This window comes from Myxacorys almedinensis A (assembly GCF_010091945.1).
GTDB classification, from domain to species: Bacteria; Cyanobacteriota; Cyanobacteriia; order Leptolyngbyales; family Leptolyngbyaceae; genus Myxacorys; species Myxacorys almedinensis.
This window is the reverse complement of sequence record NZ_WVIE01000006.1, coordinates 129,170-154,867: the sequence shown is the minus strand read 5'-3', so window position 1 is coordinate 154,867 and position 25,698 is coordinate 129,170. Positions and strand designations below refer to the sequence as shown.

The following is a 25,698-nucleotide window of genomic DNA, read 5'->3' as shown; positions in this document are numbered from 1 at the left end:
AGAGGAAGCCGGACATGAAACAGCCGTGCCGGATGCGGCTCTCTCAAGGTCAATTAAATCTGCTCGAAGTCTGCCCCCGCAAGTTTCAGCACACGTATTTAGAGCAACTTAGCTCTCCTGGCGACACTGAGCAACAAGAACGCTTGCTGGCAGGGAGCCGGTTTCATTTGCTGATGCAGCAGTGGGAAATGGGGCTACCGATCGCGGCGATGTTGAGAGAAGATGAGCAATTAAACCGCTGGTTTGGGGCCTTTGTAGAAGCGGAGCCAACCATTTTGGGCACCGATGCCCCGGCTGACCCCAGCAACCCTCCCTTTCGCCAGAGCGAGCATCTCCGTATTCTCGACGTTGAAGGGTATCTCCTGACCGTGATTTATGACCTGCTGATTGGGTCTGAGGCTCAAGCGCAGATTCTCGACTGGAAAACCTATCCCAAACCAGGGCGGGCTGAGCGCTTGGCGCAAAATTGGCAGTCTCGGCTCTATCCGTTTGTGCTGGTCGAAACGAGCCACTATACGCCCGAACAGGTGTCGATGATCTATTGGTTTTTTCAATCGCAGGGAGACGCGATCGAGCCGCAGAGCTTAAAACTCAGCTATGACCGCACAAAGCATGAGCAGACGCGACGCGAGTTAACTCAGCTTTTAGACCAGTTGGATGGATGGCTCGATCGCTATGAAAGGGGAGAGCCTTTTCCTCAAGTGCCAGTTGCGGCAGAACCGTGCGATCGCTGTAGCTTTGCGTGGCGCTGTCAGCGAGTCCGAGATGAAGCTGCGATCGCGCTGCCTAGCCTGGGTGCGATCGCAGAAATTCCTCTCTAACCCTGTTGTGACACCATAGGAGTATTGAGCTACGATTTGGCAAACAGTTTTATGACCCTTGAAAACACCTTTGAAAACACCTTTGAAACCCCTGAAAATTCTGATTGTGCGCTGACGGTTCGGGAAATGGAGATCGACGACCTCGCAGACGTCTTTCATTTGGGTGAACTGCTGTTTACCAGCGATTTGTACCCCTACATCTACCGCACTTGGGACGAATGGGAGGTCATCGGCTCTTACAACACCGAGCCAGACTATTGCCTGGTTGCCGAGATCGATGACCAAATTGCAGGATTTATTCTGGGCACGATTATCAGCAAAGGGGCGCTCGTTTATGGATACATTACGTGGCTCGGTGTTGCTCCTAATTTTCAGCGGCGCGGCATCGCTGATCAGCTTGTAGATCGCCTTGTTGAGCGTTTGATCAACGATGGGGCGCGGTTTATGATGGCAGATACTGACCCAGAAAATGCTCAAGCTGTGAAATTTTTTGCGCGTAAGGGCTTTCGAGATACCCGTCGCCACATTTTCTTATCGATGAATTTGAGTCAGCACGAATATTATGGCAAGCTGATCGCTTACGAGCGCGAAAAAGCCGATCGCAAGGTTTGGAAGCGTCCTCGGCGGCGTCCGACGCCAAAATCGTAATCTCAGGTTATGGTACAGAAATACTTCTAAATCTCTGCGAGCGGTATGCCTGAGCATGTGTATCAGTGGCAAATTGAACCGATCACCCCCCTCCCTGAAGCCTTTGTGGAGGCAGTTCGGTGCTGCGCTCCGGAGGTGAATGGGCGCTACATCACACAGCTTTTATGGCAACGGGGCGTGCGAGAAACCGATGCGATCGCGGCTTATCTCAACCCCAACGCTTACCAGCCCCAAAGTCCGTTCGAGTTTGGGCAAGAAATGGAATGGGCAGCAAACCGCATCATCAGAGCCTACGACGTGGGTGAAACCATTGGCATTTGGGGCGATTTTGATGCCGATGGGGTAACGGCAACCTCGGTGCTGTGGGATGGATTGGCGCAGTTTTTTACCCAACATCAGCAGCTTTTTTACTACATTCCCAATCGCTTAACCGAGTCTCACGGGCTATCTCGCCTTGGACTCGATCACCTCAAGGCGCAAGGCTGCCACCTCATCGTCACCTGCGACACCGGCAGCACTAATCTAGATGAAATTCTTTACGCCCAGAGTTTGGGCATGGATGTGATCATTACCGATCATCACACCTTGCCAGAAGCACGCCCTCCAGTCAGTGCGATCGTCAATCCGCGATCGCTTGCCGCCGCTCATCCGTTGGCAACCCTCTCAGGCGTTGCCGTCGCCTACAAACTGGTAGAAGCGCTATATGACATGCGTCCTGACGTTCCAGAGCGAGCGTTAGAAGAGTTGTTGGATCTCGTCGCGATCGGGCTAATTGCAGATCTAGTCGAACTCAAAGGCGACTGCCGCTACCTGGCTCAACGAGGTATCGAGCAACTGCAAAAGCAATCTAACCCAAAGACCATGACCCGTCCAGGCATTGCCCGATTGTTAGAATTGTGCAAGCGATCGGGCGATCGTCCCACGGATATTTCGTTTGGGCTAGGTCCAAGAATTAACGCCGTGAGCCGCATTCAGGGCGATGCCCATTTCTGTGTTGAGTTGCTGACAAGTCGAAATGTCCCACGCTGCCGAGACCTCGCCGAAGCGACCGAACTCGCCAACACTCGGCGCAAAGCCCTACAAAAAGATGTCACTCAACAGGTGCAAGCCAAGCTCTCCCAGCTAGACCTTTCCACCACCAGTGTGATTGTTCTTTGGGATGAACAGTGGAGTGCAGGAGTTTTAGGACTGGTGGCTGGGCAAATCGCCCAAGAATACGATCGTCCTACCATTTTACTGAGCGTTGCGCCTGCCGCCGAGCCAGCGATCGCGCCCAAACCCGGTTCTCCCCTTTCCCTCGCAAAAGGCTCTGCCCGCTCCGTTCATGCCATCGATCTCTATCAACTCGTCAAACACCAAGCCCACTTGCTCCATCGTTTCGGAGGGCATCCCTTTGCCGCCGGACTGAGCCTTGCTGTCGATAATTTGCCGTTGTTTAAGCAAGCCATCAATCAACGTCTTCTCCAGCAAGGCGGTAGCATTGGCACCGCCACTGCCCTCCACGCCGATCTTTGCGTCACCGTGGCAGAACTGGGATTAGAGTTATACAAAGAACTGCGGCTGATCGAACCGTGCGGCATGGGCAATCCGATGCCGCGATTACTCATTCAAAACTGTTGGCTCGAAGCCGACCGCAACACCAAGCTGCGCGATTGGCGGGGGCAGAAAGTGGATTACATTCGCACACCGTTCAAGCTTTGGGATGATTCGACGCCAGATGGATTTCCGGGTCTCTGGTGGGGGCACTATGCTAATGAAATTCCTCAAGGGCGATGCGATGCGATCGTAGAACTCGAAAACAATACCTACCACAAGCGCTACGAAGTCCGCCTCATTGCCCTGCGTGCCTGCTCAGACATCGTTCTTCAGACGCCACGCCTCGACTGGATTCTCGATGGACGCACTGAGCCACTGCCCAATATCGCTCAGTTGCTCTACGTTCCAACCTGCCCGACAAGCTGGCAAGAGTTGCAGGTGTGGTTTCGCCGCGCCGCCAAAGCTGGAAAACCCCTTGCGATCGCCTATCCTGCCCCCACCTTCACCCCCCCCCAAGAAAACTGGCAGACTCTTGTCGGCATTGCCAAATATCTCAGCCGCACCGGGCAACCTGCCACCCGTCGCCAACTCCACGATCGGCTAGCCATCAGCGATGTATCGCTAAAAATTGGTTTTCAAGCGTTGGAATGCCTCGGCTTTCGTACCTCCTATTCAGAGCAAGGCTTTAGCCTGAGTTGGTCAGAAAAAAAGCCTCCCGCCAAAGCAAGAAGCCTGATCGAACAATTTCTAACCGCCGTGCACGAAGAACAATTCCGTCGCCAGTATTTCTATCAAGTCCCTTTATCCACGATCCAGACTGTCGCCGCTCAAACGTTGAAGGGGTAATGCTAGCCCGCTTTTCGCAAAAACCCCGCAGGCAGCGACTCCATCAACCCCCGGCGCGTCACCACCCATTCTGTATTTCCAGCAAAGTGGTCGTAAATTGCAGTGATAGCAATGACGCTTTTCAACACGCAGTAGAACGGAATAAATACACAAAATAGCAAGTAATCCCTGCGGGGCTGATGCACCAAGTCTGTCCGCACTAGCCAAGCTACCAGGGTTTGAATCGGACCACTCAACAGCGTCAGCGCGGTCGTTACCCAAAAATACTCTGGCGCGACCTCTGGGGTTGTTTCGTTGGTCAGCGATAAACTGAGCATCATCGGAAACATCTGAAGGGCAATGAAGTGGAACCCGGCGCTATACACCAGCAACAGCGACCAGTAAAGCTTTTGCCAGTGGTCAAGCTTGGTGGAAAACAACAGTGAAACCTGATGTCTCAGCGTTACTTCTAGCCAACCCTGCGCCCATCGCTTGCGTTGAAACCAGAACGATCGCAAGTCAACCGGTGCCAATTCTGTCGTCAAAATGGTTGGATCGTGAACAATATTGTAGCCACCGAGCAGCGTTCTCAGCGTCGCATCAATATCTTCGGTCAGCATGGCTGAGGAAAACCGCACCCGCTTTAGAACCGAAGTTCTCCAGTAGCCGTTGGAACCGCAAAACATGCCAGTGTCTGCCAACAGCGATTTTGCTGGATGGCTGACGCCGTACATACACTCAAACTCAACCGCAATCATGCTCGTCATGAAATTAACATCATGATTGCGAATCACATTCCGACCTTGGACAACTGAATAGCGATAGCTTTCTAGCCACCGCCACGCCCGATCGAAACAATCGCGGTTGGGATAATGATCGGCATCTAAAATTCCGGTAATTTCTCCCGTCACCACTTCCAAAGCAGCATTGACGTTCTCCGCTTTAGAGCGGCTGTCTTCAACGCAAAGCAATTTCAGATCTGGGTAGCGATCGGCAAGTTTTTCTAATTCATCTTCGATCGCTAGTCGCTCTGGGCGGTTATACGCCAAAATCACCTCTAATCCATCCTTGGGGCGGTTTAGGGTGGTCAGAATATATTTAAGAGTGCTAAGAATAATGTGCTGCTCGTTGGGCAAATAGGCTGCCACAATTAGAGAGCTTCTCGGTGTTCCACTTTGCAGTTCTGGAACTTCTCTGCGATCGCTATCATAAGTGCGCGGCGTCCGCAAAAATCGCTGAATCCAGCCAAACGTTGGTTTATGCAATGCCCTAGAACCCGATTGTTTAGATCCATAGGTGAGGGCGGTAGAGGCAGCTTCCCCAATTACCACAAACGACGTCACAAAATATAGCACCGGAATGACAATATGCATCGGTAGCAGGGTTCCACCACCGCTCAAGATATAGCAGTAAAGGACTGTGGGCAATCCAATAACGACAAGGTGAGTCAGGATAATCTTGTCGATGATGGAACCAAAAACGGTAATAGAGGTGCGCGGCAGTCCTTTTCGCATAGCTACTGATTAAGAAATTTAAGAGGATCACTTAATAGATAAAAACCATGGGTAACAAGTCTTGTCAAATCTTTATGGACAGTAGAACGACTGGAGAACCAAGTCAGAAGAACTGAAAGTTAATATCTGGTTTGACTTTGACGCTGTAAGTAAGATTACTCAACAACTATAACAAAACTTGTTAAGATTTCTCTTTTGGCAAATTAATCCAGAGGTTTTGTCACTACAGCAAGGCTTCATCTAAGTTCAACTTCATTACGGAAATACAAGCCAAAATTTTGGCTTCGCAGTGAACGAGATCCACCACGAAGCCATTTGACAGGTCACAGGTTTTCAACAATTCTGATATGTGTGCCCCCTCCATACAATGGGAAGGCAGCTTATTCAATATCCACTAATTGAATATCGAAGGTTAGGTCTTCTCCAGCCAAAGGATGATTTGCATCAAGGGTGATGTCTGCCTCTGAAACTTCTGTTACAACCACCGGAATCGGCTGCCCGGTAGGTTGCTGAATCTGGAGTTGCTGACCGATTTCTGGCTGCACCTCTTCGGGCATCTGAGCGCGATCGACCACAACAACCATATCTTCTCGGTGCGGCCCGTAAGCTTGATCAACAGGAATAAGCTCGGTTTTCATATCGCCCGGACTCATTCCTACTACAGCCTGCTCAAAGCCAGGAATGATTTGTCCAGCGCCGATCGTAAACTCTAAAGGGGAACCGTCAGAGGAAGAATCGAAAACGGTTCCGTCGTCTAGCTTGCCCGTATAGTGGACTTTGACCATATCTCCAAGTTTTGCCTGAGCCATAAGCGGAGTTCTCCTTGGGGTTGACTTCATCTTTTCACTCTAGCGGGAATGATCAGAAACGGTTGACTTCTAAATATTCACGTAAGCTTCTAAAACCTGTCTCATGCAGCAGGCAGATATAGCAGATGTAAGGGTGATTGAGAGCGGCATTGGGGGCTTGGTGGCAGGTGCAATTCTGAGCGCTGGTCTAGCCTAAACAGACCGTAGAACTGCTCAACTTTAAATTCATGTTCCAGGTTTTTATTTCTTATCGAGGTGAAATTGCAGGTCTGAGTGCGGCTTTGATCTGGGCGTGTGCCTCCCTGGTCTATATCGGGGTCGGACGCCAAATCGCGCCTCTAGCGCTCAATTTAACCAAAGGATGGATGGCGATCGCATTGATCGCGTTAACAGGGCTAGCAACAGGACAAACCCTACCAACCCTTGATTCTGCCAGCCTAATTGTGTTACTGCTCAGTGGTGCGATCGGGGTCGGAGTAGGAGACACGGCGTACTTTAATGCGCTCAACTTGATCGGCGCAAGACGCACTCTCTTATTTGAAACGCTCGCACCTGCCCTGGCAGCACTGTTGGCGCTGTTTTTTCTTCAAGAACAATTGTCGCTCCAGGCCTGGTTTGGAATTTTTCTGGTTTTAGCCGGAGTTGTTTGGGTTGTGCTAGAACGGCTTCCCGAATTGTCAGAAGCGCCTCACCAAACCTTGCGGGGCATTTTGTTTGGGTTGCTCGCTGCCTTGGCACAAGCGATCGGGGCTGTCCTTTCCCGCTCTGCTTTCATCGGTTCGGATGTCGATACCCTTTCGAGTACCTTGATTCGGCTAATTGGCGCAACTCTTGTGCTGTTAATTTGGGGTACGCTGCAACAGCAAACTCGCGAAATCGTTAAACCGTTGCAGTCTCAGCGCCTCTTTCTGATCATCGCTGGAACTGCATTTATCAGCACCTATCTGGGAATTTGGCTTCAGCAAACCTCGCTTAAATATGCGCCTACGGGGGTTGCACAAGCCTTGACCAGCACAAGCCCATTATTTGTGATTCCGCTGGTTCGGTTGATGGGCGATCGCGTCAGTATGCGGGCTGTTGTGGGTGTCCTGATTGCTCTAGTGGGGGTGAGTTTATTGTTTAGCAGGGCATGACCAAAATTGCCACTATTACATTCTTTACAGAGAGTAACAAAAATGACTCGAAATAAGTTAGGATGTCTGCGTGTTTTTACAACGTTTTGCCTAATGCCTCCGTATTCTTGCCCATGGGTTTTTGCCAAATAACTAGTATTTGTATAGTAAGGCGATCTAGCTGCATCTCGTGCCATTAGGGTGAAGCTTCGCATCGAACTTTAGAAAGTGTTGAGATATTCAGTTATGCAGACTTTGCTCTTACTCCCGGCTGGTTTTTACGTTTTGGTAATGCCAATTCTATTTTCCAGTTGGCTCACCTTCTTCCGCCGGGATGAAGAACTATCTTGTGAAGAGAAAAAACTGTCTTGGCTGGTAATTGCGATCGCAACCATGCTTTGGCCCGTGGTGCTTCCCTTCGCTTATTTAGAACTCATGGGTAAGCTCAAGCACTCCACCAAAGCGGCTCGCCTTCATCAACGTATGCTCGAAACAAACAAGTCTCAACAAACCGCATAATGAGTAGGGTTTCATAGGATGATTCTCATTGGTTCAATACTTGTTTCGAGACTTGAAAAACGTTAAGACCCTAATATAAAGTTCGCTTTTATGGGGCAAGAATTTGCAGCGGTGAGCATTCTTGCTACAAAGGATTGCAGGTTTGAACGGCGCTGATATACTAGTTAGGGGATCTTCAATCTACTCGTCTCATGCGTTGAGCGGTTTTGTTTTGCAGATAGCAGTTCTGATGCTTCAACCTGTAATAAATTAATCATCAACAGGTTTAGGTCATCTAACTCAGCACCTTGATCTGGCATATGGAGTACAAGGTGTTTTTAGTGTCAATCTTTATGTGGGTAGCCTAATCTGAGTTGAGAAACGGAGAATAGTCCGGATTCTCGTTCAAGCGGAGGAACCAATTTTTCTGGGGCGAATTTTAGGCGCTTGGGTCGAGTTAGACTTGAACACGCCTGAGAGAGACACCTTCCAGTCTTAGCCCGTCAGCTAACTCCGTCGGCAATGGGAGGAGTGCCCAAGACTCTGACTGCAAGATTGCAGTAGTCGTTGTGGTCTCCTGGGAGCTATTTTCTCAACTCTTACGACTTGTAAAGATTTGTTGAGATAGCTTTGCCCGACCCACCTCTCGCACACCATCGCTAGGAGAGGTTAGTCATCGTGAATATTTTGTCAATGCTGGTACGACTTCAGGATACGCTGGGCTGCACTGATTTAGTCAATCAGATGCTGCTTTTGCCCCAAGCGAAGCTGCCCGTGCATTCCACCGCGTCATCTTCAGAAATCAATTTGGTGGTGGGTTATTCTCATTCGCCTCGGAGTCAGACAGCGCTCGATCTAACGCTGTGGATTGCCCACCAAACTCGCTTGGCAACGGGGAAACAAGTGACCGTTCAAGTGGTTTACGTGATTGATGAATGGGTGCAAAGAATGGCGGATATGCGCCCCTATTGCGATTTGAGCCGCTCTGTAGAAGGGCGTAGCACCCAGGGGGGAACTGCGATCGCGCAACTGCCCGACACCGAGGTGCAGACTGTTCCATCGAGCATGGCAAGCGTGTTTGAGCAAGCCGATCGGATTCTTTGGCAGGCGCGGTGTCTGGCGGAGGAGTGGCGCGGTTCACTCAAAACTCATTTGCGGTTTGGCTCTCTAGCTGAAGAATTGAGAACGGTAGTTGAGGCAGAGTCAGCCTCGCTCATGATTTTGGGGTGCGAGTCGAAGAATCACCCCTTGGTTAAGCAGTTGGGTAGAGGGTTTCCCTGCTCGGTGTTGGGGATTCCGTCGATTATCGAAGACAACTAAGGAGCGCTTTTGCACCTGATCTAGTGCTTTTGCACCTGATCTAAAATTGATTGGCTAAGCAGAAATGGGGATGACAGGGCATAGCCTACCCCTTACTCATGGGTTGAGAACTAAGCAGAGTTTAGCAGTCTCAATTTTGCGTTCGGATTGGGGGACGCCTCAATTTCCATCACGTACGCTTTCTTGCTGCCTAAGTCTATGGCATAGAATGGCAGGGCGGTTTCATACAAAAAAAGAATAGTTTGAGCTTACTGATTCTGGCGATAACGCTTTCTCGATTTCGCGATCGAGCAACCAGGAAACCAGGCTTCTAATTTTTCCTTTTGGTGTACGAAACCATCCTGTTCTATGCCATAGAATGGGGAGGCAATTTTTACAAGTCGTAATTTTTTGAGCAACGTGGCTGATATTTTGACTCAGCTTAGCAATGGTCAGTTGCTAATGGTCAATAGTCGTAAGCGAAACGGCTTAATTCTATACAAGCGTTTTCATGCTGAGTTTGCAGGACCTGGAGCCGCTGTCGGCAGCTTTTTTGACTTGGATTGTGAGCGGGTTTTGCCCGTTGGTAATTTATCGCTGGTTTGCCCAAAGTCTCCAGAAGAGCGCCAAAAGGCTTATTTGATTCGTCGCCAGTGGATCAGGCTGACTCAGCAACTGACGGACAATCCGTTACCAACTCAGCGGGCGCAAATGATTTTGAATCAATTTGATAACTATTTTGGGAACGAGATTGTAGCTCAGGTGCCGGATGATGCGTTTGCCCTGCTCGTTGGCGTATTGCCACAAACGATCGCAAAAATCCGTCAAACTTCTGAAACGCCTTATGTAGGTGATATCAGTTGACGTGCGCCTCCGTTGGAGACTTTACGTTAACAGACCACTAGACCACTTTGGCTAGCGCGTGTTTCAGGTGATGAATGGTGCGTTGGTTTTCTTCTGGTGTGCCTACGGTAACCCGCAAGCCGCCGCCTGTATACCGAATGAGTGTGCCTTGCTGTTTCAGCGATCGGTAAATTGTTTCATACTTTAATTCAGCGTTACTGCTATTTTGCAAGCGAAGGTGAATAAAGTTGGCGTCGCTCTTAAACAAGTGAAGGTCTTGATGCTTTGAGAGTTCTTCGATCAGGTGGTGACGTTCTTTGAGGAGCCTATCTACGATGGTCAGAAGGGCAGGGCGATTTGCTAAGGCGACTTGGGCTGCCGCGATCGTAAAGCTGGGCAGGTTGTAGGGCAATCGAACTTTTTCGAGGGTTGTGATCAATTCAGGATTAGCGATCGCATATCCTACCCGATGGGCAGCTAAACGAAATGCCTTTGAGAACGTCCGTAGCACCACCCAGTTTGAATATTGCGGTAACTGATGGGCTAATGTGGTGCGGCTAAATTCAAAATAGGCTTCATCAATAACGACCAAAACGTGTTGAGGAACAGTTTTCAGCCAGCTAATTTCAGCCTCAGTTAGGGCGTTTCCGGTAGGAGAGTTGGGATGCACCACAAAAATCACTCGGATCGGAGGATGTTGGGTTTGGGTTAGGGCAGTTTGGGTGGCGGGAAGATCCATCTCATAGGTATCGAGCGATCGCGTCACCGTAACAACCGGAATGCCCAGCGTTTGCGCCAGAATCCCGTACATTGAAAACGTTGGGGTTGCAACCAAAATCGAGCCTTCCCCATTTAAGCAAGTTGCGATGAGTAGAGAGCGAATTAACTCATCTGATCCGTTGCCGACGGAGATATTTGCGGTGCTAAAACAGGTCTTAGAAGTGTCAGTGACGTAGGCTGCGATCGCGCGTTTGAGGTCAAGATAACCCGCATCAGGGTAGCGATTCGATGCGATCGTCTGTTGCCACATCCACGCCAACTTTTCCTTGAGTTCTTTGGGCAGGTCGTAAGGATTCTCGTTCGCATCTAGGCGATCGATCGGCGCGATCAGCCCATCCGTTGAACTGTCTGTTGAACTGTCTGTTGAACTGTCCGCAGGATGAACGCTGTAGGATGTAACCTGCGCCAAATCTGACCGAATGAACTCAAGCATAGTGGGAAAAAATAGGGGTTGCCTGGAAAAGTAACGCCAATTTTCCCATGGATTCTATGGGCGGAAAGAGGTTCATACCAAATTGATTTTTCACAGGGCTTGTCAGTTCACCAGATACCAGAAGAAATCGCCATGGATCTAAGCTGGGGATCTAAGCCGGATAGATACGTAAGCGGCGATTCGGCTCTTCACCAAAACTGTTAGATTTCAGGCGATAATGTTCGACTAGCTCATGCTGCATCTTGCGAACCATGGCAGAACGCGGCAGCAGTTCAACCGGTTGCCCTTTCGGAATCACAATTTGTTCGACCGCCAATCTTGCCTCTTCCAAAGCTTCCATCTCATCTTCATTGTCACCGCGTACGATTAAATCAAGTTCTGCATCACTCGGTACACCGGGGTCGTCCATATTTAACGCATGACGGAGCGACAGCGCGATTTGGGGCACACTGTTTGATTTGACCGTGTGAATCGGAATCTGCCGAGTTTGGGCAAGATGCCGCAGCTTTGAGTGATTTTTAACATGCGATCGCAGCGCCAATACGGTATCCGCATCCTCAATATTCTTGGTCAGCACGATCGGTAGATTTAGCGTGCGGATCACCTGATCGAGGTTTTGCCGACTGACGCCATAGGGATAAATGTGCAACGGCAACTCTTCCCCGTTTGGTCCGGGAAAGTAGCCCTGCTCGCCCACCCTCTGATACTGAAAATCTGCAACGGCATCAGAATTTTTGCCGAGCGATTCATCAAGCAGTTGCTCAAAGGCTTGCTGTTCGGGAGATAGCGGCGCTCTGTTTTGCACCGCTTTCATCCGACCAGACGATCGCCAACCCCGGCTCTGAGGGGCGGCAAATTGACTCGATTCTTGAGACGGAAATCCACCGTGGACGACATTAGAACGCAACTCGTTGCGAGCAGCGCCTAACCGCGACCCCGTTGCCTGCTCAGACGGTTCGTGGCTCACGACCACATTGCCCGTTGCATCGACAGTCCTCACCTGAGGATTGGGCACCCGTCCGCGGAGCACGCTATCCACCGTTTCAGCGACCTGCTCATGGATCACCCACTTTTCGCGCTCTAGCATTTCTACCGCAATATCAAAGGTGGGAGGGGCTTTACGCTCTAGAACGCTCTTTTGGGTTCCCCGGCGTCTCGCTTCGTCATCCCCCAAGGTGACGGATTGAATTCCGCCAATCAAATCCGACAAAGTGGGATTTTTGATCAAATTAGCCAACTGATTGCCGTGGGCAGTTCCCACCAGTTGCACGCCGCGCTCTGCGATCGTTCGAGCGGCTAGGGCTTCTAGCTCTGTGCCAATTTCATCGATCACAATCACTTCGGGCATGTGGTTTTCCACCGCTTCGATCATGACTTGGTGCTGCAATTCAGGGCGGGCAACCTGCATGCGTCGGGCACGCCCGATCGCCGGATGGGGGACATCTCCATCCCCAGCAATTTCGTTAGACGTATCAATAATTACAACCCGCTTTTCTAACTCATCTGCCAATACACGCGCAATTTCTCTCAGAGCCGTGGTCTTGCCAACCCCAGGGCGACCCAGCATTAGAATTGAGCGACCACTTTCCACCAAATCGCGAATCATGCCGATCGTGCCAAAAATTGCCCGACCGACGCGACATGTTAACCCAATCACCTCTCCCCGTCGGTTTCGCAGGGCGCTGATGCGGTGCAAGGTGCGTTCGATGCCTGCCCGGTTGTCTCCGCCAAAATCCCCGACTTTGGTAATGGTCTCGTTGAGTTCTGCTTGAGTAATGACCGCCTCAGATAAATATTCTGCCTTACCTGGAAACCGGGCTTCCGGGCGCCGCCCCAAATCCATCACCACTTCGACTAACGTATCTCGTTGCGGGTGCTGATTCAAGCGATCGCGCAGGGCGGTGGGCAAAATATCCAATAATTTCGTTAAATCGTCGGTCACTTGCATTCTTTTAGGTGAGGAGATAAGTCCAGTGTGTCGGTCATTCTGAGGCGATTCAGAAGCGGGGACTGAGGAAACGTTGATCTCGCTAGGTTGCACCATGGGTTGTTCAACAAGCTCCAAAAAGAACGGGGAACGGAAGGTCTTGAGGGTAGGTTACGGGATCTTGATCCAGGGCTGGTGTATGCTAAATCACTTGCATCAAGAGATTGAGGGCGAAGGCAGTGCAACCGGTTTGAGTTGGCAGACGAGGGAATCTGCGATCGCAACGGCTTGCCAGAGTAAATCGGGAAGGGCTTCGATGCGGAGAGGAGCAGGCGGGTCGAACGGGGACTGGCTCATAACAGGTAGCGGGGGAGATAAGGATGGCTGTACTTGCAACTCCTCAAGCTGATTTAGGATGGGTAGTAAGAGACTCCGGGCATAGCTGCCATAAGCAACTCCTGAAATGAATTTAGATACATTTGTACTGTTTTCAGTATGCAACAAATTTAAAGTCTTGAGCTTGGGAACAGTAGATCGATTCGTGCCTCCCGCAAGCTGCACATGACCTGGAAGCTGAGCGGCTAACACTTTTTGACCCAGTTTCAAGCAGGCTTTTGTGGCTCCATCACCGATATCACCGCTCATGGGCCGCCCATCGGTTTGCCAAATTAGGGCACAGGGCAACGGCGACATCACCTCGTATAGAGCGTGCAGATACTCGATTAGATCGTCATCATCGGGGCAGCTAATGGCAACGAGTTTTAGTTGGTCAACCCCAGATGGGCGACCTTCTGTGGCAGTGCTGAGCGCATTCCACAAGCGTTTAAAGTCTGCTAGTCGCCCTACCTGAGTGTGAATCTCGATCGCATCAATTCCGGCTTGCAGTAACAGCGGCGAGATCACGTCTGGCGTATAGACGTACGATCGCGCTGAAATCTGCTGCGGTGGGCAAACAGGAATACAGCGTCCACAGCCATAGCAAAGGTCATCAACCACGCCGGAATAATTGCCAAAGACGATCGCCTGAGTCGGACACACCTTCTCGCACGGTCGGGCACAGTCCCTCGGACAGTCTGAAGCGATAAATTCTGCTTTCCGAAAATGCGGATCTTCGCCATCATTCAGGCTCACCATTAGCCAAGGAGGAGTTGCAGCGTGAAATCCTCGGCGGCGTGCTTCGTCAGAAAGGGAATGCGCGATCGCGAGGGCTTCTCGCACCGTCGATACGATCGCAGGGTCAGCAGCGACATCAATACAATCCGCACCGGCGAGGGCATAGGTGAGGGCGAGGGTGCGGATTGCAGGAAGGTGCTGAAAGCTGGCTCCGCAAATGAGTTTGAACCAGTGCCCTTCCTTCAGAGAGTGTAAGGGGTGAAGATGTTCAGTCACCTCTTTATGCTAATGTGCAAATCGCAAATTAAGCTGGTTTTTAAAAAATTGATCCCCAAGACTGAGGAACACCGGATCAATGGAAAACGTGAGTTCTAGCTTGTCCTCTGATTGGGCGACCTTCACGGTAGGCGACTTTCAGGGTGCCCGTTCTACCACTCTTTAGCCTTTTGTCAGCACGAAAACGCTGCCTTCGTTACCCCGTCCGATTCGCAAGTCCTCATCCAAATACGTAATATCGAGCCACCCTTGCTGGTCGCGATTTTCGATGCTGAAATCGATCGCCGCAAATTTTGTTCCCGCTTCGATCTGGCTGATGAAATAGTCGGGCGATCGATAGTCTGCCCAGCGTTGAAGTCCGATGATTGATCGCTCAAACTTAACCTCAACCCGCCGTTCAGAAACGGGCTTAAACCGTGCCGCAACGCTAACAATTCCTTCTAGAAACGGAACGCCGACCAGTTCGGCAATGTTGTAAATCTTGGCATTGGCGCTGCGAATGGACTGATACACCTGCCCAAGTTGCAGGAGGGGAACGCGATCGATGCCCAAAAGTCCTTGACTGCTGGTGTAGATCAATCGCCAATCGCCTTCTAGCAAGGTCAACGCTTCGACCGGGCGCGGCGTCGGATTGCGATCTTCGAGTTGGGCGATCGCGGCTAAAATTTGCTGATGTTGGGCATCGGTGCTGAGCAACCCTCGATTTTTGCCCGCGATCGCTTCTAGTAATGTCGCTTTCCCGATCATTAGTTGCCCTCCTCGTAAACAGAATTAATAGTAATCGGTGAATTCTAGAGGAGGCGTGCAATTGACACCTTTTTTAACGGCGCGCGATCGCGAGTTTCGGAAACCCTATATTGGAGACCCTGTATTTAGATTGCAAAAATTTTTGGCGATCTTCTTGACAACAATCGAAAATTCCTAAACCAAATTCTTAACTCAGTGGTACACTCTGGGTGTTTCATTCGGTCTAGAATCTAAAGTATCTGTTTGTAAAGATTCAACGCGCAAAAGTCTCCTATGGTTCATAATCCCTCCTTACGTCAAGAGCCTCGCAACGTGCGGGCGGCTGTGATTCCGATTCAGCGAGAAGCTTCTATTCTCGACTGGCTCGAAAGCTCAGGTCGCCTTTTGGCGCGCGATACCACAGATATTGATTACCGCGAAGAAGAAGAGGAAATCAATGCGCTGATGGCGGGTGACGATAACTCGTTTAACGATGATGACGATGACACAGATTTAGACTTGGAAGACTAAAACGAGTGCGGGGTTAGAACGCTTGCCCCCCACTCAAGATAAAGTTTTTGGGGTTTTTCCGAAGATCGCTTCTCAACAGTTGTGGTGTTAATGTGCGGAGTGAAGTAAACGCTTGTGGATGCGAAGCTATTTAATAATCGATCGTTTAGCCTGTCAGGAACGCTCTTATTTCTGATTTTGAGCGTTGGCATGGCGATCGCAGCCCTGATTTTAGACGGGGTGGGCGATCGCACCTGGAGTAACGCTGCCTCGTTGACTATGCCCCTTTTAATTAGTGGGCTGGCGAGTGCAGGCATAGGATTTTGGGCAGTTCCCTTTCTCAAAGCGCTTAAGGCAGGGCAGATCATTCGAGAAGATGGTCCGCGGTCTCACCTGAAAAAAGCGGGTACCCCCACAATGGGCGGAGCTTTCTTTATTCCCGTAGCCGTTTTGGTGGCGCTGATCTTAACCGGATTTTCGGGCGATGTTGTAGCGGTTTCCTTGCTGACCCTGGGCTACGCCGCGATCGGGTTTGTCGATGATTGGCAAATTATTCGGCAAAAGTCAAACAAAGGCATTTCGCCCCGGATGAAGCTGGGATTGCAGATTGGGTTTGCGATCGCGTTTTGTCTATGGCTGATGATAGCCCATCCGTTGCTGACCACCCTGGCGCTGCCCCTAGGAATTATGCTGCCCTTGGGAAGCCTGTTTGGGCTGTTGGCATGCTTTGTTTTGGTGGCAGAGAGCAATGCAACGAACCTCACCGATGGCATGGACGGATTGGCAGGCGGAACTGTTGCGATCGCATTTTTGGGTTTAGGCGCGATCGTCGCACCCAACAGTCTTGATTTGATGACGTTTTGCACCTGCATGAGCGGCGCTTGTTTGGGCTTCCTAGTCCACAACCGTAACCCGGCTCGCGTCTTCATGGGAGACACCGGATCGCTAGCCCTCGGCGGCGGCTTGGCAGCAGTAGGATTGCTCAGTAACTCTCTATTCGCGCTGTTGATTTTGAGCGGTCTTTTCTTTTGGGAGACCATCTCGGTGATCATTCAGGTGAGCTATTTCAAAGCCACAAAAGATCACAACGGCGTCGGAAAACGCTTTTTTAGAATGTCGCCATTTCACAACCATTTAGAGCTTTCTGGCTGGACGGAAACTCAGGTGGTCGGCTGGTTTTACGCGATCGCAGGAATTTTAGCCGCCCTCAGTCTCGCCATTCGTTAACCTGTCTAAACTTCGCATCCAAGCATTGAGATCGAGTCACACAAATCTGTTATGATAGTGACTCGTTAGACCTGGAGAGATGGCTGAGTGGTCGAAAGCGGCAGATTGCTAATCTGTTGATGGATTTAGGTTCATCCGAGGGTTCGAATCCCTCTCTCTCCGTTGAGTGCCTGAAATAAATGATTTTTAAATAGAGAACTGAACCTTGCAGTTGGGCTGAGCCTCGACTCCAAGGTTTTTCCCATGAGGAGAGAAATTGAGCAGCAGGCAGCCGATTGCAAGCTCCACAAGACTAGTGGTCTGTCAAAATTGAAATGATGAACTGGGAATCGATGAGTGGATGAGTGGATGAGTGGATGGGTCATCTCCCTCTACCCTCTCACCCCTCCACCCTCTCACCCCTCCACCCTCTCACCCCTCCATCCATTAACTCAAAGTTGACAATCTACTAGCTTAAGTAGGTCGAAGGCTCGGAAGTTTAACAGAGACCGCCCCAGAGTTCATGCGTTAATTCATTCTAAATTTGGCTCTTGAGGGTTGCCTTTTGGTCAAAGCAATCAAAAATTACAAACGATAAACGGCGAATTCTCCTGCTCTTGGTTTAAGATGAGGCTCATTTACAACGAATTTACGGAGTCGAATTCTACATGAGCAACTTGACATCAGCCCATCGGGTTAAATTAAGCCGCGCGATCGCCCTTGCTGGAGTCACCCTTGCCGCCGGATTATTCACGGCTGCCTGTCAAGAAGCAGCCCCTCCTCCTACCTCTCAAGGAGGCGCGCCCACTGGCTCTAACACCGCCGCAACAACCACACAAGGATTAAAGCTCGGCTCTTTGCTGCCCTCCACAGGAGACTTAGCCGCGATCGGGCAACAAATGATCGTAACGGTGCCAATGCTAGTCGAGACGGTCAACAAATGCGGGGGCGTCAATGGACAACCGGTCAGCCTCGTTGCGGTGGATGATCAAACCGATCCGGCGGCAGGGGCAGAAGGGATGACTCGCCTCGCGCAAGTAGAGCGAGTTGCAGGGGTGGTCGGGTCGTTTGCTAGCAGCGTTTCTACGGCAGCCCTACCGATCGCAGTCCGCAACAAGGTTGTTCTAATCTCTCCGGGCAGCACCAGTCCTGTGTTTACTCAACAAGCCAAAGAAGGCAAATATGATGGCTATTGGGCAAGAACGGCTCCCCCTGACACCTATCAAGCCCAAGCCCTGGCAAAGTTGGCAAGCGATCGCGGCTTTAAAACCACCAGCACAGTGGTGATCAACAATGACTACGGGGTGGGCTTTGAGCAGGAATTTGTCAAGTCTTTTGGAAAGCTGGGGGGCGCGATCGCGAATCAATCTAGACCCACTCGCTACGATCCTAAAGCCCAAAGTTTGACTGCTGAAGCTGCGGCTGTTTTTTCCGGCAAGCCTGATGCTGTCGCCGCTGTAATGTATTCTGACTCAGGAAGTTTGCTGATCAAATCTGCGTTTGAGCAAGGCTTGAGCAAAGACGTTCAACTGCTATTTACCGATGGCGTCTACTCGCAGGAGTTTGTCGATAAAGTTGGCAGAACCTCAGACGGCAAATCAATCGTGGCTGGTGCGATCGGCACGGTTCCCGGAGCCAGCGGAAAAGGACTGGATGAATTTTCTAAACTTTGGCAGGAGACGCAAAAGCGCCCTCTTCCCGCCTATGCCCCTCACTCTTGGGATGCAACGGCTATTTTAGTGCTTGCCGCTCAAGCTGCGAAAACCAACACCGGAGAAGGAATTAAGAGCAAACTTCGGGATGTGACCAATGCTCCTGGTGAAGAGGTAACCGACGTGTGCAAAGGGTTAGAGTTGCTAAAGCAGGGCAAAGAGATCAACTACCAGGGGGCAAGCGGTGACGTAGATATCGATGCTAACGGAGACGCGATCGGGAGCTACGATGTGTGGACAGTGAAAGATGACGGTTCGTTAGCCACCATTGGGAAAGTAAACCCTGCCCAGTAACCCTTGCCCTCCCAATAGCAGCAGGTTTACCCTCTAAGCGCTTCGATCCAAGTGGTGACTTGAGTATAGAGGCGCTTTGGAGACCGCTCAGGCAAGCGATCGAGCGCGCGGCAGTAGTCTGCGATCGCATAGTTCCAATCGCCGATGATGTGATGGGTTCTGCCCCGTGCCGCGTAGATATGAGCATCCAACAGGCAAGAATCCTTGGGGCTGCGAGTTAGCAGTTCGCTGATGTGCAGTGCTTGCTCAAAGTTCTCGATCGCTTGGGGATACATTTCCAAATCCCGAAATGTAATGCCCTGGTTGAGCCATGCCCGAACATTGGTCGGATCAAGGTCGATCGCCATCTCATAGTCAGCGATCGCTTCGGCTAAAAGCCCCTGAGTTGCGTAATGATTCGCTCGATTGTTGTAAGCACTTGCCAATTTTGGATTTAGCGCGATCGCCCGGTTATAGTCTTCTAGCGCCGCTTCTCGCTGACCCCACTGAAACTGCACCAAGCCACGATTGTTATAATCTGTCGCATTTTCAGGATTACGATCGATTAAAACACTTAACCCTTCTACCGCCAGCAGATAATTTCCTTGCTTGGCTTCTTCGAGCGATCGCTGGCGCAACAGCCGATCTTGCTCATACGCATCAAGCCACACACCTTGAGACGATGGATTGGTTCGTCGGTTAGGATGACGCTGAGGGCGACGCTTTGCACTCCGCCCTGCCCCAAGAGACCGGCGACGGGGCGGATGCGATTTTGTGATGTCAACCGTTTCAGGGGTGAAGCGGTTTGTTTTGTTGGCGCGATTTAGAGAACTATAAACGTTCATGCCATCCTCACTCAGCGTGTGACCTTTACCTTACAGACTTGCGAGCCAAAGTTTTTCTGCCCAAGCGCTACATCATGAATACGTCTTCAGTTAGATTTTGGATGCTGGGGCTAAACTGCTTGGGTCAGAGCGATGTTTGATTTAACTCAACATTCTAAAGACCAATTCTGATAGCGACCTGAGACCTGTCTGAGAATTCTACGAGCTAGGGTTGACTACAGGATGGTGTGATTCCATTTCTGAAACGCACTCATGGGGGTAGATAAAGATTTGGTCAAGGTGTCTCAGTACATCTGACGTCACGCCAGCAAATTTGGGTCAGTTCTGTAAAACAACTTTGTCACTTCTTCATATAACTTTGCCTTATCTTAACGTTCCCTCCAAAGCTAGGTTCTCAACAGGGGTTGGGGCTGAGCATTTTTAGAATTTAAAGCTGCATCAGACGTTGCAACCACCGAAGCGCTAGCTAGATCAACTTTAGAAATCACAAGAAATCACGTTAAATTACGATTCAAAGGGGCATCCGTAGAACTTGGTAAAATGCAGTAACCATGAGGCAATTTGCAGCCTTTAGCCCTACCGAAGCAGACCAGATTTTAGCCTGGTTGATGACAACTACCTATGACAGCAGCCACCTCGTATCCCAATATTTCTGACCTGTCCGCAGAAGATTACCTTGTGCTGGGCTTAGCCACCTGCTTTCTAAAAGACGAGGGCGAAATTCATGAAGTTAAGGTCATAGAGCCGATTCCGTCTGCGGCACTAGAAGCAATTTTGAAGGGCATTCCCACATCGTATTCTTTAGCGATCGCAACCACGATCGGAGCAGTCTTGCCCAGCGACACACCTCAACTTCTGTCTGAGTTTCCGGAAGACGCACAGTTTTGTGATGACTTTGCCTACCGTGCAACCTCTGCTGCCCGCACTTATAAAGCAAAAACTGCTGCCCAAGCCCATATTCCAGCAGGCGCAACCCGGACTGATTTTAATTTCTCAACAGAGCGTAGACGGGTGCTTAACTCCCAGCGGATCGTGAAAACTGAGGATAACGTCAAACAACACGAGTATACGCATAAAACGCTATAGGTAGGTTTTGGCAGATATAAGTAAGCCAAGTGGCACTCTAAGCGTGGAACTCAGACGTGCTTGAGTTGTACAAGAATTGAGAGTCAGATGCTGAAACTTGACGGTGGTGCGCGGAGGCGGGCATCTATTGTTCGATGGGTGTTCAAGGGCATTTAGAAGAGTTGGCATTTTAGGTCACGCCGTGCATTCATTTAACGTCAAATAAAAAAGGGCAACATCAAGTGCCCCTTTTTGCGTTTTATATTCGATTTGATATGGAAATTATCTAAAACCGACTGCGGCTTGCCAAACAAACGCCAGCAACAGGAAGAAAACCGGAATAATGGGCAGAACATCTACCAACGGATCGAAAATTGCGTAAGCTTCGGGCAGTTTGGCTAAAAGCAGGGCTGCTTCCATGACTCGTTTACCTCTTCAACACAGATTCATAATTGCCATGAATTTTAACATGATCGGTAGGTCGAAGGTAATTGTGTTTTTTTGAAAAAGGGTTGAGATGGGAATCACGGCTTTGCCCAGGGATCATACCCCCAGGTTTAGAACGAAGTAGAAGGCGCGATCGGGGCTAGCCAGGGGGCAAAGTCTTGGTGAAATGTGCCGTTGAAAATAGCGGTGCGGATGCGCTGAGTAAAGGCAACAAGTTCCGTAATGTTGTGAATCGAGAGGAGCGTATAGCCAAGAAGCTCTTGCGATCGCAGGAGATGACTCACATATGCCCGACTAAAAGTTTGACAGGTATAGCACGAACAGGTCTCATCAATGGGCGTGAAATCTTCACGAAACTTTGCATTTTTAAGATTCCAGCGTTCTCCTCGCACGAGGGCAGCACCGTGCCGCGCTAACCGGGTAGGAATCACGCAATCAAACAGATCGATCCCGGCGGCGATCGCCCGTGCCATCTCTCGATAGGTTCCGACTCCCATCAAGTAACGTGGTTTATGGTGCGGCATGAGCGGCGCAGTGGCTTGAACGACCCGATCAATCACGTCGGGCGCTTCCCCAACACTTACCCCACCGATGGCGTATCCTGGCAAATCTAGCTCGCTCAGCATCCGCACCGCTTGCGATCGTAGATCTAAAAATTCGCCCCCTTGGACAATACCAAATAGAGCTTGATCCGATCGCGTGTGAGCAGCCATGCAGCGTTTCAACCAGTCATACGTACGCTGGGTCGCCTTTTCAGTCGCTTCGCGCCCTACTCCCGGCGGCGGACACTCATCAAACGCCATGATCACATCCGCTCCTAGGGCATTCTGAATTTGAATGGAGCGCTCTGGGGTGAGATGAATCAGTTGCCCATCGCGAGGCGAACGGAAGGTCACACCTTCATCGGACAGCGATCGCATCTCACTTAGGCTAAACACCTGAAAACCGCCTGAATCAGTCAACATTGGTTGCGACCAGCCCATAAAGCGATGCACCCCGCCTGCGCGCTTCACAACGTCTTCTCCTGGCTGTAGATGCAGGTGGTAGGTATTGGCTAACACCATTTGCGCTCCGGTGTCTTTTAGCTGAGCAGGGGTCACAGTTTTGACGTTTGCCAGTGTTCCGACCGGCATAAAGCGAGGAGTTTCAACGAAACCATGAGGCGTATGAAAAATGCCTGCCCGTGCGTGCGTATGGGGACAAGCCGCTTGGCAGTGATAAGAAAACTGGCTCAAAGTAGAGGAATGTGCGATCGCATAAAGACGATCCATTGTCGCAGATTCCTGGAAACTCTGTGACATCTTTCTAAGAAGTTCGATTTACGGGGTGATGCAATTCTACGCAAAGAGTAAAATATTTCTACGGACTAACTACAACCCATCGCCTTGTTACCTTCTTGACAGGTTCAAAGGCAAATCTAAGCCTTAAGGATGAGGTTTTTTCTATCTATAGATAGGTCGGTTTAAGCATGTGTGTTTGTTAGATTGAACACATCAAATTTGTACTCTATACGAAACTTTTGGAGAACGTTATGAATATTCTTGCTTGGGCTATTTTAGGACTTTTGGCAGGCGCGATCGCGAAAGCCATTTACCCTGGATATCAGAGCGGCGGCATTTTGGGCACAATGCTACTGGGTGTCATTGGTGCATTTGTCGGCGGTTCGCTGGTTACGTTCTTTGAAACAGGCACCCTTGCCCTGACGGCAACGGCATTTAGCCTAACGGGTCTCTTTGTCGCTGTAATCGGTGCGATCGTAGCGCTATTTATTTACTACGCTTTGTCCCGTCGTACTATCTAACTAATTTTTTCTCTAGTTGGCGTTTTCCCTGTAAGAAATCCCTAAAAGCCTCTGCTTTGTGCAGAGGCTTTCTTATCTAGTATTTTTCACTCAACTAATGGGAAAAATGCTCCACCCAAGAAGATGCGAAATCTAAATTTCGTAGAGCCTGTGGATCAAGCCATGTCAAACAAAATCTAGCGTTGTCAGCATCTTTTGAGCGGAAAATTTAGGAGCAAATGCCCAGATCCTTAACTTCAGCAACGCCTACCGAATCTATCTTGAAATAAAGTGCGCCCATACGTCGCCATCTTTGCCACACACTCGCTGACAATAGCTGTAGGGGTAAAGAAGCTTTCGCCCTTCTGTGTAGGTATAGCCTGTGAGTGCGTCTCCCCAGGGGTCATTCACGATAAAGCCATCTGGTGTAAAGCCCACTACTGTAATGATGTGCCCCCCGTGAGTAAACAATCCACACAAAACAACGGGCTTTCCGTTCATCAGTTCTTCCTTGACATCCCGCCACGTTCGCCGTGTGTCAAAGCTAGATTTAAATCCATAGGCTTGAATTAACGCCGTCAGCGTGTTGTGATTTGTCTGAGAGCCAAGCCCTTCTTTGTTAATACACCATTGCAACAGTTCATCTTCTAGCTGCCCATACTGAGAGCGCACTCCGTAGTAGTAGAAAATCATGGCGATCGACGTAACGTTGCAGGTTGACCAGTAGTATCGCGGGTTATCACGCTGAGAGAAATAAGGAACATTCATCTCAACACTGGGCAAGATCGGATTGAAGGCTTTTGTGCCCCGCTTCATCTGAGCAAACTTGGGGAACACATAACCCGTATTGCCAAATCCTGGAATTTCTTCGGTCAACGACACTTTAAAGTGTCCGCCCTGCACCATGTAGCTCGAAACTCCATAAAACGTGTGTTGAGCAAAATTTGTTTGCTCTTCGGGCTGTAGCTGAGCCGAATCAACCGGGCGTTTTTTAAGAATAGTATTGGTTAGTGCGGTGACAGAGAGCGCACCAGAATCGTAGGGAATTTCCTTGCCATTTCGCTTGATTTGGGCGTATTGCCAGTAGATATAGCCCCGATTTCCAAAGCCTGCAATTGGCTCTGCCAGCGTTACTCGGAAGTGACCTCCGGTGCAAGCGTATCCAACAATTTGCAGCGTTTGACCTTGAAGCAGGCTTGATTTTTGCTGGCTAGATAGCGTAGAAGAATCGCCCAACTGCGCTTTAATCACCGTGGTAGAGGTAATAAGCAACTGGGCGGCAAGGGCAATGTCAGGCACATCGTCGAGGCTAAACCGAAGAATTTGATCGCCTTTGCTTAGCTGAACGCAGGGTTCGTAAAAAAAGCCAAAATTCCCGATCGCTGGAATGTCTTGCCCAAGTTCTACCTTGAGATGTCCGTCAACAAATCCGTAGCGATTGACCGGCAAGGTTTGTCCGGCTTTGACAAACACCTTTTGCTGATCCTTCAAAGTGGATGAATCTACGGGCGATGTTTTGAAATAAGTATCCTGCGTGACTTTCAGCGTTAAGGCTTGCCCCACCGTCAGCGGATCGGCACTCACGGTGAGATAGAAAACTTTGTTCTCAACGAGTTTCCCAACCTTGTCAAACCCTTTGAGGCGAAGCCAGCGCGATCCGGCTTGAGAAAAGCCCTTTGGCAGTGAGACGTGCCAAGTTCCGTTGCTGGTTGTAACGCCGAGGGCAAATTTATCTTCGGCTGCGATCGCAATCTTGGCAATCCGATTTGCGTCATAGTTGCCGTTAAGGGTGACAGGCGTATCGATCAAGACTTCTGTCGGACCGGAATAAGTCGGCGGCGTTGTAGGAGTGCCTAGTGGCGAAAGCAGAGTGTCGCTTCCATCCGCGATCGATGCTGCTAAGCCTTGAGAGAGTTCGCTGCGCGACGTTTGTTGGATCGCAGTATCAGTCATAGATGATATCCCTGAAATAAAAATGGTGTAAGCAATGCTAAACAGGGAACCTGCGCGGTGGTAAACCACAGAATCTCAGTTTAGAATGCCCATTTTTGCTCAGGAAGCTTTAGGGTGCAGTGATGAGGCGCGATCGCGCATTTCCAATTCTAAAACTGTGTCGGACTGACGCTAAAAAATGCCCAACCCTAAAATATAGAGTTGGGACACTTAGTTAAGCCTTAGTTAAGGCTTGAGCAAAACTCAGGGTTTATGCCCCGATTTCCGCCAAAATGTCGGTCGCATGAGTATCGGTTTTCACGGTGCCGTATACCTGAGCGATCTTACCGTTGTCAATGACATAGGTAACCCGCTTTGAGTAGCCACCACCATCGACATCGTAGGCTTTTGTGATTGCCCCGTCGGTGTCTGCCAACAGCGGAAACGGCAAACTGAACTTCTCGGTAAACTTTTGGTGAGAAGCTTCATCGTCCATGCTGACTCCAAGCACCGTAATGCCTTTGCTCAAATATTGCTCATAGTTATCACGGAAACTACAGGCTTCTTTGGTGCATCCGGGGGTGTCGTCTTTGGGGTAAAAATACAAAACGACCTTCCTACCGACGTAGTTTGCAAGTTTGATGGTCGTCCCGGTTGTGTCTTTTACAGTAAAGTCTGGGGCTGTATCGCCAACTGACAAAGGCATGATGAACGCTCCTTGACCTTCAAATTCCTTGATAATTGTAATACCTTAAGGACAGGGGATCA

General features: G+C 50.1%; 23 protein-coding genes, 1 tRNA gene and 1 riboswitch. Of the genes, 13 read left to right on the top strand and 11 right to left on the bottom strand.

What is annotated here, in order from left to right; genetic code table 11:
• Nucleotides 1–14: 14 nt before the first annotated feature.
• The 3 genes from GS601_RS07055 to recJ are packed head-to-tail and all read left to right on the top strand — an operon-like array spanning nt 15 to nt 3,851.
• A complete protein-coding gene (locus GS601_RS07055) occupies nt 15–821 on the top strand; it encodes a PD-(D/E)XK nuclease family protein (RefSeq protein WP_238393127.1) in 807 nt (268 codons plus the stop codon).
• A 51-nt stretch (nt 822–872) separates the two neighbouring features.
• Nucleotides 873–1,469: a GNAT family N-acetyltransferase gene (locus GS601_RS07050; protein ID WP_162422564.1), complete on the top strand. Its 597-nt coding sequence runs from the start codon at nt 873–875 to the stop codon at nt 1,467–1,469.
• 45 nt (nt 1,470–1,514) lie between these two features.
• A complete protein-coding gene (gene recJ, locus GS601_RS07045) occupies nt 1,515–3,851 on the top strand; it encodes a single-stranded-DNA-specific exonuclease RecJ (protein WP_162422563.1) in 2,337 nt (778 codons plus the stop codon).
• Nucleotides 3,852–3,853: 2 nt separating this feature from the next.
• Here the strand turns inward: recJ and GS601_RS07040 are convergent, their stop codons facing one another.
• Nucleotides 3,854–5,344, bottom strand: coding sequence for a glycosyltransferase family 2 protein (locus tag GS601_RS07040; RefSeq protein ID WP_162422562.1), 1,491 nt, complete (start codon nt 5,342–5,344; stop codon nt 3,854–3,856).
• A gap of 380 nt (nt 5,345–5,724) precedes the next feature.
• Complete coding sequence (locus GS601_RS07035; protein WP_162422561.1) at nt 5,725–6,153, bottom strand: FKBP-type peptidyl-prolyl cis-trans isomerase; 429 nt, start codon at nt 6,151–6,153, stop codon at nt 5,725–5,727.
• A gap of 227 nt (nt 6,154–6,380) precedes the next feature.
• Here GS601_RS07035 and GS601_RS07030 point away from each other — a divergent pair, with 227 nt between their 5' ends.
• The 4 genes from GS601_RS07030 (at nt 6,381) to GS601_RS07015 (ending at nt 9,926) form a co-directional block, all read left to right on the top strand.
• Entirely contained in the window at nt 6,381–7,286 is a 906-nt protein-coding gene (locus tag GS601_RS07030) for a DMT family transporter (protein WP_162422560.1), read from the top strand.
• 270 nt (nt 7,287–7,556) lie between these two features.
• Nucleotides 7,557–7,784, top strand: coding sequence for a hypothetical protein (locus tag GS601_RS07025; RefSeq protein ID WP_162422559.1), 228 nt, complete (start codon nt 7,557–7,559; stop codon nt 7,782–7,784).
• A 360-nt stretch (nt 7,785–8,144) separates the two neighbouring features.
• A riboswitch (cyclic di-AMP (ydaO/yuaA leader) is annotated at nt 8,145–8,297 on the top strand.
• Between the two features lie 144 nt (nt 8,298–8,441).
• Nucleotides 8,442–9,083 carry a universal stress protein gene (locus GS601_RS07020; protein ID WP_338016979.1) on the top strand — a complete coding sequence of 214 codons (642 nt, stop codon included), beginning with the start codon at nt 8,442–8,444 and terminating at the stop codon, nt 9,081–9,083.
• 399 nt (nt 9,084–9,482) lie between these two features.
• Nucleotides 9,483–9,926: a hypothetical protein gene (locus tag GS601_RS07015; protein ID WP_338016984.1), complete on the top strand. Its 444-nt coding sequence runs from the start codon at nt 9,483–9,485 to the stop codon at nt 9,924–9,926.
• 37 nt (nt 9,927–9,963) lie between these two features.
• On the opposite strand, the gene GS601_RS07010 is transcribed toward GS601_RS07015, so the two are convergent.
• The 4 genes from GS601_RS07010 to GS601_RS06995 form a co-directional block, all read right to left on the bottom strand.
• On the bottom strand, nt 9,964–11,118 hold the full coding sequence (locus GS601_RS07010) for a histidinol-phosphate transaminase (protein ID WP_162422558.1): 1,155 nt from the start codon (nt 11,116–11,118) through the stop codon (nt 9,964–9,966).
• A 151-nt stretch (nt 11,119–11,269) separates the two neighbouring features.
• On the bottom strand, nt 11,270–13,066 hold the full coding sequence (locus GS601_RS07005; RefSeq protein ID WP_162422557.1) for a R3H domain-containing nucleic acid-binding protein: 1,797 nt from the start codon (nt 13,064–13,066) through the stop codon (nt 11,270–11,272).
• A 195-nt stretch (nt 13,067–13,261) separates the two neighbouring features.
• On the bottom strand, nt 13,262–14,434 hold the full coding sequence (ldpA, locus tag GS601_RS07000; protein ID WP_162422556.1) for a circadian clock protein LdpA: 1,173 nt from the start codon (nt 14,432–14,434) through the stop codon (nt 13,262–13,264).
• Between the two features lie 162 nt (nt 14,435–14,596).
• Nucleotides 14,597–15,181 (bottom strand): PAP/fibrillin family protein, encoded by a 585-nt coding sequence (locus GS601_RS06995; RefSeq protein ID WP_162422555.1) that lies wholly within the window; start codon nt 15,179–15,181, stop codon nt 14,597–14,599.
• A gap of 273 nt (nt 15,182–15,454) precedes the next feature.
• Between GS601_RS06995 and GS601_RS06990 the strand changes: the two genes are divergently transcribed.
• The 4 genes from GS601_RS06990 to GS601_RS06975 all read left to right on the top strand — a co-directional run bounded on the left by GS601_RS06990 (nt 15,455) and on the right by GS601_RS06975 (nt 18,882).
• The gene (locus tag GS601_RS06990; RefSeq protein ID WP_162422554.1) at nt 15,455–15,691 is read left to right on the top strand and encodes a DUF3134 domain-containing protein; all 237 of its coding nucleotides are present in this window, start codon (nt 15,455–15,457) and stop codon (nt 15,689–15,691) included.
• A gap of 114 nt (nt 15,692–15,805) precedes the next feature.
• On the top strand, nt 15,806–16,897 hold the full coding sequence (mraY, locus tag GS601_RS06985) for a phospho-N-acetylmuramoyl-pentapeptide-transferase (protein ID WP_162422553.1): 1,092 nt from the start codon (nt 15,806–15,808) through the stop codon (nt 16,895–16,897).
• Nucleotides 16,898–16,970: 73 nt separating this feature from the next.
• A tRNA-Ser gene (locus GS601_RS06980) sits at nt 16,971–17,059 on the top strand.
• Between the two features lie 485 nt (nt 17,060–17,544).
• A complete protein-coding gene (locus GS601_RS06975) occupies nt 17,545–18,882 on the top strand; it encodes an ABC transporter substrate-binding protein (protein ID WP_162422552.1) in 1,338 nt (445 codons plus the stop codon).
• Between the two features lie 26 nt (nt 18,883–18,908).
• On the opposite strand, the gene GS601_RS06970 is transcribed toward GS601_RS06975, so the two are convergent.
• Nucleotides 18,909–19,706, bottom strand: a complete 798-nt coding sequence (locus GS601_RS06970) for a tetratricopeptide repeat protein (RefSeq protein ID WP_162422551.1) — start codon at nt 19,704–19,706, stop codon at nt 18,909–18,911.
• Nucleotides 19,707–20,327: 621 nt separating this feature from the next.
• On the opposite strand from GS601_RS06970, the gene GS601_RS06965 reads away from it, so the two are divergent.
• On the top strand, nt 20,328–20,792 hold the full coding sequence (locus GS601_RS06965) for a hypothetical protein (RefSeq protein WP_162422550.1): 465 nt from the start codon (nt 20,328–20,330) through the stop codon (nt 20,790–20,792).
• 261 nt (nt 20,793–21,053) lie between these two features.
• On the opposite strand, the gene GS601_RS06960 is transcribed toward GS601_RS06965, so the two are convergent.
• Both GS601_RS06960 and tgt read right to left on the bottom strand, forming a co-directional pair.
• Complete coding sequence (locus GS601_RS06960) at nt 21,054–21,191, bottom strand: photosystem II reaction center protein K (protein WP_015172773.1); 138 nt, start codon at nt 21,189–21,191, stop codon at nt 21,054–21,056.
• Between the two features lie 137 nt (nt 21,192–21,328).
• Entirely contained in the window at nt 21,329–22,489 is a 1,161-nt protein-coding gene (gene tgt, locus GS601_RS06955; protein ID WP_162422549.1) for a tRNA guanosine(34) transglycosylase Tgt, read from the bottom strand.
• A gap of 260 nt (nt 22,490–22,749) precedes the next feature.
• Here tgt and GS601_RS06950 point away from each other — a divergent pair, with 260 nt between their 5' ends.
• Entirely contained in the window at nt 22,750–23,019 is a 270-nt protein-coding gene (locus GS601_RS06950; RefSeq protein WP_162422548.1) for a GlsB/YeaQ/YmgE family stress response membrane protein, read from the top strand.
• 255 nt (nt 23,020–23,274) lie between these two features.
• Here GS601_RS06950 and GS601_RS06945 read toward each other — a convergent pair whose 3' ends face one another.
• Both GS601_RS06945 and GS601_RS06940 read right to left on the bottom strand, forming a co-directional pair.
• The gene (locus tag GS601_RS06945) at nt 23,275–24,951 is read right to left on the bottom strand and encodes a C39 family peptidase (protein WP_162422547.1); all 1,677 of its coding nucleotides are present in this window, start codon (nt 24,949–24,951) and stop codon (nt 23,275–23,277) included.
• A gap of 250 nt (nt 24,952–25,201) precedes the next feature.
• The gene (locus GS601_RS06940; protein ID WP_162422546.1) at nt 25,202–25,636 is read right to left on the bottom strand and encodes a peroxiredoxin; all 435 of its coding nucleotides are present in this window, start codon (nt 25,634–25,636) and stop codon (nt 25,202–25,204) included.
• Between the last annotated feature and the right edge of the window lie 62 nt (nt 25,637–25,698).

Bases quoted from the DNA above. Each gene is read 5' to 3' on its own strand.
- GS601_RS06950 (WP_162422548.1), top strand. From the start codon at position 22,750: ATGAATATTCTTGCTTGGGCTATTTTAGGACTTTTGGCAGGCGCGATC.
- GS601_RS06945 (WP_162422547.1), bottom strand. From the start codon at position 24,951: ATGACTGATACTGCGATCCAACAAACGTCGCGCAGCGAACTCTCTCAA.
- GS601_RS07035 (WP_162422561.1), bottom strand. From the start codon at position 6,153: ATGGCTCAGGCAAAACTTGGAGATATGGTCAAAGTCCACTATACGGGC.
- GS601_RS06940 (WP_162422546.1), bottom strand. From the start codon at position 25,636: ATGCCTTTGTCAGTTGGCGATACAGCCCCAGACTTTACTGTAAAAGAC.
- GS601_RS06995 (WP_162422555.1), bottom strand. From the start codon at position 15,181: ATGATCGGGAAAGCGACATTACTAGAAGCGATCGCGGGCAAAAATCGA.
- tgt (WP_162422549.1), bottom strand. From the start codon at position 22,489: ATGGATCGTCTTTATGCGATCGCACATTCCTCTACTTTGAGCCAGTTT.
- GS601_RS06990 (WP_162422554.1), top strand. From the start codon at position 15,455: ATGGTTCATAATCCCTCCTTACGTCAAGAGCCTCGCAACGTGCGGGCG.
- GS601_RS07050 (WP_162422564.1), top strand. From the start codon at position 873: ATGACCCTTGAAAACACCTTTGAAAACACCTTTGAAACCCCTGAAAAT.
- GS601_RS06970 (WP_162422551.1), bottom strand. From the start codon at position 19,706: ATGAACGTTTATAGTTCTCTAAATCGCGCCAACAAAACAAACCGCTTC.
- GS601_RS06975 (WP_162422552.1), top strand. From the start codon at position 17,545: ATGAGCAACTTGACATCAGCCCATCGGGTTAAATTAAGCCGCGCGATC.
- GS601_RS07040 (WP_162422562.1), bottom strand. From the start codon at position 5,344: ATGCGAAAAGGACTGCCGCGCACCTCTATTACCGTTTTTGGTTCCATC.
- GS601_RS06960 (WP_015172773.1), bottom strand. From the start codon at position 21,191: ATGGAAGCAGCCCTGCTTTTAGCCAAACTGCCCGAAGCTTACGCAATT.
- GS601_RS07030 (WP_162422560.1), top strand. From the start codon at position 6,381: ATGTTCCAGGTTTTTATTTCTTATCGAGGTGAAATTGCAGGTCTGAGT.
- GS601_RS07005 (WP_162422557.1), bottom strand. From the start codon at position 13,066: ATGCAAGTGACCGACGATTTAACGAAATTATTGGATATTTTGCCCACC.
- GS601_RS07055 (WP_238393127.1), top strand. From the start codon at position 15: ATGAAACAGCCGTGCCGGATGCGGCTCTCTCAAGGTCAATTAAATCTG.
- GS601_RS07010 (WP_162422558.1), bottom strand. From the start codon at position 11,118: ATGCTTGAGTTCATTCGGTCAGATTTGGCGCAGGTTACATCCTACAGC.
- recJ (WP_162422563.1), top strand. From the start codon at position 1,515: ATGCCTGAGCATGTGTATCAGTGGCAAATTGAACCGATCACCCCCCTC.
- GS601_RS07025 (WP_162422559.1), top strand. From the start codon at position 7,557: ATGCCAATTCTATTTTCCAGTTGGCTCACCTTCTTCCGCCGGGATGAA.
- GS601_RS06965 (WP_162422550.1), top strand. From the start codon at position 20,328: ATGACAGCAGCCACCTCGTATCCCAATATTTCTGACCTGTCCGCAGAA.